At 57.7% G+C, this 5,339-nt stretch carries 3 protein-coding genes, 2 tRNA genes and 1 pseudogene; 4 read left to right on the top strand and 2 right to left on the bottom strand.

The window, feature by feature from the left end; translation table 11 throughout:
* Nucleotides 1-254: 254 nt before the first annotated feature.
* The 3 genes from ACIOWE_RS29660 (at nucleotide 255) to ACIOWE_RS29650 (ending at nucleotide 1,994) form a co-directional block, all read left to right on the top strand.
* Nucleotides 255-329: transfer RNA gene (locus tag ACIOWE_RS29660), tRNA-Val, on the top strand.
* A 19-nt stretch (nucleotides 330-348) separates the two neighbouring features.
* Nucleotides 349-425: transfer RNA gene (locus ACIOWE_RS29655), tRNA-Asp, on the top strand.
* A 150-nt stretch (nucleotides 426-575) separates the two neighbouring features.
* A complete protein-coding gene (locus ACIOWE_RS29650) occupies nucleotides 576-1,994 on the top strand; it encodes a hypothetical protein (RefSeq protein ID WP_401398504.1) in 1,419 nt (472 codons plus the stop codon).
* Here the strand turns inward: ACIOWE_RS29650 and ACIOWE_RS29645 are convergent, their stop codons facing one another.
* Together ACIOWE_RS29645 and ACIOWE_RS29640 are read right to left on the bottom strand one after the other, a co-directional pair.
* Nucleotides 1,995-3,158 carry a catalase family protein gene (locus ACIOWE_RS29645; RefSeq protein ID WP_401398502.1) on the bottom strand — a complete coding sequence of 388 codons (1,164 nt, stop codon included), beginning with the start codon at nucleotides 3,156-3,158 and terminating at the stop codon, nucleotides 1,995-1,997. It abuts the gene before it with no gap.
* Nucleotides 3,155-4,963, bottom strand: coding sequence for a di-heme-cytochrome C peroxidase (locus tag ACIOWE_RS29640; protein WP_401398500.1), 1,809 nt, complete (start codon nucleotides 4,961-4,963; stop codon nucleotides 3,155-3,157). Before ACIOWE_RS29640 ends, ACIOWE_RS29645 begins: the two co-directional genes overlap by 4 nt.
* A 186-nt stretch (nucleotides 4,964-5,149) precedes the next feature.
* On the opposite strand from ACIOWE_RS29640, the pseudogene ACIOWE_RS29635 reads away from it, so the two are divergent.
* Nucleotides 5,150-5,339 (top strand): annotated as a pseudogene (locus tag ACIOWE_RS29635) (FKBP-type peptidyl-prolyl cis-trans isomerase); the annotation flags it as partial.

Genomic DNA, 5,339 nt, shown 5'->3' with positions numbered 1-5,339 from the left:
GTCGGTTAGAATACCGGCCTGTCACGCCGGGGGTCGCGGGTTCGAGTCCCGTCCGCTGCGCCATATTCGGTAACCTGGAACACTGAACGCCAGGTCACCACGGAAAAACCCGCCAAGGCGGGTTTTTTTCTGCTCCAAGGTTGTACCCGTGGGATGTGTCGTTTCACCGGTTTTCAGATTTATTTGAAAAAAACTTCAATTAAATCAACACTTTATGAAAACTTGTGGCATAATGCGTCCCGTAACGAAGCGAAGGGTGATTAGCTCAGCTGGGAGAGCGTCTGCCTTACAAGCAGAATGTCGGCGGTTCGATCCGTCATCACCCACCATTCGTTTCAAGCGTTTCGCGCAGCGGTAGTTCAGTCGGTTAGAATACCGGCCTGTCACGCCGGGGGTCGCGGGTTCGAGTCCCGTCCGCTGCGCCATATTCGGAATCTGGAACACTGAACGCCAGATTCCACAGAAAGCCCGCCTAGTGCGGGCTTTTTGCTGTCTGGCGTTTGGGTTTTTTCACGGCCTATATCTATGTAGTGCCTGCCAGTCGCACCGCTTTCGGACAATGGCTCCTGTTGTTCATGACCCTTTCAGGTCATGGCCCCGATCCCATTGCCTGTCGAGAGCCCGACCGCATGCCTCCAACTCCCTCTGCAACCACCACTGTTACTGCCGACGACACGGATGCGCTGTCATTCATGGCAGACAAACCTGCATTCCTCTCGAGCGACGACGCCGCAGCGTGTTTGCACGGCTTGCTGAAAATGCCACGAAGTACCGAGTTGCACTGGTTCATTCTGAAAAGCAGGGACGGGCGGTTCTATTGCGCTCAGCGAATTGAGACTGAAGTCAGCGCGGTCCAGGAAAAACTACCTGAGCCAGCCATGGATCAGCGCCACGAGTGGGCGGTGACTGCCGGTGCGAACGGCCAGTTGATCGTCCCCAAGGGTTTTTCTCTCGAGGCGAGTTTTCATGCTCGTCCGGCCAAGGTTCAAGGCGCCGACGAAGCCACCACGGAATGGGTCCAGCGCAATCGCTTCTTCACCATTGGCGATTTGGCCACAGTTATGAACATGCATCGAAAATACTCGAAATGTTATCTGAGTGCCGGCAACGGCGGACTTCTCTTGTACACGTCGAGCAATCTGCCGTATGAGCAGGAGCTGTCGCCGCGCCTTGCGCCAAATCCCGATGGCGATTCGCGACGTTTCCGAAGCCTGTATGAAGAGGGCTCGATTCCCAGCAGCCTGTGGATCCTGTTGGCGTTGGCGGCCGGAGAGATAAATGTTGTGGTTGCCGGGGATCTCTGGCGCCACCGAGGCCGGCTCAAAGCCAGTTGGCGGTCGGACATCCTGCAAGCGCCACCGCCGATCAAATCAATGCCGATCTTTGGTCCGATCTATCGAAATGCCAAAGAAGCAGCCGCCTATCTGCGAAAACTATTACTGACATTGCCGTCGGCATATCCCAATGTCGGTTTTATTCTCAGACATAACGTCAGTGACTTTCTGGTTGTGACCGTGCCGATCTCCTGCCAATTTGCAGGCTTCGACCGCAGCGCGCTGTTCCCCAAGAATGCCCATGGGCAGCCACGCATCCCCCGAGGATTTCGCGTGCATGGCACTTATCACTCGATTCAGCGATTACCAGCGGGTCGAATGGCTGCGGGCGGGACCGATCTTCATCGGGATTTTTTCTCGCCTGCTGATCTCAAAGTCAGTCTGGTGCGTGTCAGTGAAGCGCCTCATCAGCGTATTTTTGCGATCACCCCCGACGGTGCAGTCTTGCGTTTTTCCAACCCGGTAATGCCCAAGGTTCAAGAGTTGATCGCGGAACTCGCTCAAGATTTTGAGCAGAAAATCAGTTCTGGCGACATCAGTGCGCAGGTGTTGATCGACAAGGTCGCCAACGCCGGAATTCTCAGTGTCCTTCTTCCAAGCGCCACATGGCCTGAAACCGGAAGGGTCAGGGCTTCATCAACTGCACAGAAAGAGCCATGATTAACTGCCATTGCGCTGATGACGATAGTCGCTGACCGCCTCGTACACCGCTTTGCGCAGGCGATTGATCCCGCCAATCGGGCGATGGGCTTCAATGCCGAACCACGGATTGAAAGACAGGTTGTCGCAATCGAGGTTCTGCTGCGGTGTATCGAAGTCCTGCGGTGGCAGCGTGATACGGGCCACGGTTTCGAACGGCGAATCCTCCTCGCGCCACTCGATGCTGGTGTCTTCGATGGGCATGTATTTGTTGGCATCCTGGCGCTGAATCTGCAGAAGGAAACACGCCGGCACGCGATCCGTCGACAGTTGCTGAGTCAGGGCGCTACGCAGGAAGTTCGGTAGCTCCTTATTTTGTCGGGGCAACGTGTAGGCCGGGCAATTGTCGGGATCCGGCGTCACGCGGAACTTGGCGTTCGACTCGCCGAACTTGTACGGCGAGACCGAGAAATACGTGGTGCGCGTCGGGCTTTCCGGCGCCGGCGACAAGGTCGCGAGGGCGATAAATAGATGGCGGATCTGCCAGGTACGCGGATCCCACCCGGGGAAAAACGCCATGACCTTTTTGCCGTCAGCCTGCGCAGCCACATTCTGACGATACTCGGCGACATCACTGACAAAGAAGTTCGGGTGACTGAACATCACGAAGTCTTGTTCGCGCTGTTGCTCGCGGTCGCCGAGCAAGGGTTTGCCGGGTACGTCGAGCAGTTTGATCGCCATGCCCCGGGCATCGCGGATGCTGTCGAACTGCGGATAGGCGTTGCCGTTGGAGAGGCGAATCAGCGCCTGCCAGGTTTTCCCCGGCTCGCTGAACACGCCCTGCTGCAACGACTGGGCAAGTTGCGGCAGAACCAGCACCTGCGCCTTCACGCAACCATGCGCCTTGGCATGAGCGTCGCGCAGATAGCGGGTCGCTTCACGGTGTTGATCGACAATGCGTACGGCAGTCTGAATCACATCTTGAGTCATCGCTGACTCGCCCGGCGGGATCTGCTCCAGCGCTGAAACCGGGCCACGGTGCTGCCAGGCAAACCAGGCCGAGGCAATGGCCCAGCCAAGCAGGCCGATGGCGAGTAACAACAGCAGGGTTTTGCCCAGCAAACGCCCCAGCCACAACCAGAACCGGGCCAGCGGCGGCAGGTCTTTCTTGAAGGTCGAGATCATGGCAATTGCGCCTCCAGTGGACCGCCGAGGACTTTCAGGTATTCCAGCAACGCCCAACGTTCTTCGGGCTGCAACAAGCGGCCGATGACGCCATTGCCGCGTTCACCCGCACGGAATTCATGGCCGCTGTTGTGATTGCCGGTGATCCGCGTGTCGAACAGGAAACCGTTGGTAAAAGCCTCGGTGTGATAACCCAGATGCCGTGGGTCGTATTCGAAAGTGCCTTTATAGAAGGTGGTGGCGCGCTCATCCTGTGGCGACAGCAACTGATAAAGGCTCGGCACCGAACCGTTGTGCAGAAACGGCGCAGTGGCCCAGACGCCGGCCAAGGGGCGCGCCTTGTAGGCGACTTTTTCGCGCACACCGATCGGCAGGCCAAAACCGTCAAGTAGCGGTTTCTCTTGCGCGGTGATGTTTGCTTCGCGATACGCGCGGTTTTCGACGAATGCGGTGACGTACGCCAGGCCCTTGGCCACAGACAACTGGCTCAGATCCAGCGGTTCCTTGGGTGACGGGTGCAGTTTCACGTCCATGTTTTCCAGCTCTTTCAGGTCCCATTGCAGGGCCGTGAGGTCGAATCGATGGCTGGCGATGTTGTTGGCGGCATTCGGATCGGTGCCGATCACGTCCACGGGCAACAGGTGCAAATGCTGCACCCAGCGTTCACCTTCCAAGGTCTTGCGCGGGACGTGGCAGCCGGCGCAGTTCTCGGCAAACAGTGCGCGGCCCTTGGCGGCCAGCGGTTTGTCGACAGCGCCCAATACGTCTTCCGGCCACGCGGGTGGTTGCAGGCGTTGCAGGGTTTCTTCGATTTTGTGCAGATCACGCACACGGACGCTGGAGGCATAACGCTCATCGCCTTGCAGCGGTTGGCCGTTGGCATCGAAGAAGTTCAGGGTGGCGCCGACACCCAATGCCTCGCCGATGTTACGTGCCATCGGCTGTTGCGCAGAACCGTTCCACTGCACCCAGTCGAACGTCCACATGTCCCATAACTGCGGGTAGTCCACCGGCGCGTTGGCGACGCGATAGTTGGCGGGAGAAATGGCATCGCCGAACGTTGCGTTGGCAATCCGCCCAAATGCGTCGGTGCGTCCCGGGCCTTCTTCAGTGGGGTAGAGGCCGCGGTGTGTGTCATTCCAGGCGACTTTCAGAAAGGTGTTCAGCGAGTTTTTGAAGTCTTTGCGCAGTTGCTCGCGGCGTGCGTCGTAGTCATTGCCTAGAACCTCGCGCGCGAAACGTTCGAATTTCCAAGGGTTGTAGTAAGTCGAGGTCAGACTGGCGACCATGGCTTGTCCGAAACTGCCGCCGCGCAGCGTAGGAACACTGGAAGGCAATACGTGTTGCGCCGAGCCCCCATCAATGCGCACGGCCTGGCCGTTAAAGCGCAATTCGCCGGTATGGCAAGCGGCGCAAGTTATGTCCAGATATTGCTCGGTGCTGCCGGGATTCTGGTGCCGCGCAAAGCCGACAGGAAGATTGCCGGGATTATTCGGCGTGGCTTTCTGTTGCGGATCAATCAGAAATCCAAAACGCGCGAGGTATTCGGGCGAGGCGAAACGCTGCTGCGAAAAAGGCAACTCCAGCGCCTGGAACCACTCATAACGCAGACCTTTGACCTGAGTGCCCTGCGGCGTGAAGTAGTAGGTCTCGCGTTCTGCCTGCGACCACTGATTCAGGTAATGCACCTGCTGCACGGGGGTGTAGAAGGGTAATTTCGGATTGGCGACGTAATACAAAACCACCGCGAGGACGAGTCCCAGCAGCAGAACGATCAGGGTCAGCACACGGAATAAGAGGCGCAAGATAAACATCCTTGTCGAATTGTTGCGCTGTTATGCCTGAGCTTGCGCCTGTGCGGCAAGTGGCCATTACGCCAAGTCGTGCGGACAGACGAGTCGCTCACTCTCAGGATCAGATGACAGAAGCTTCATCGTCCGTTTGCCCAAATGCGTTTTAATCCCTGAACTTATCGCAGGTTTACTGCTCTCATGCCGGTAGCCATTGGTCGTGGCGGCCTGATAAGCTCGCGGCTTTACTCGATTGCCCTTTCGGCGCATGAACAAGGAAATAGCATGAAACAGCATCGGTTGGCGGCGGCGGTAGCCCTGGGTAGCATGGTCCTCGCGGGAGGTTATTCGCAGACCCGCGTAGAGCTGAAAACCCAGGCGCAAAATGCAT

This window comes from Pseudomonas sp. NPDC087598 (assembly GCF_044743525.1).
Classification (GTDB): Bacteria; Pseudomonadota; Gammaproteobacteria; order Pseudomonadales; family Pseudomonadaceae; genus Aquipseudomonas.
This window is presented reverse-complemented; position numbering and strand designations above follow the sequence as displayed.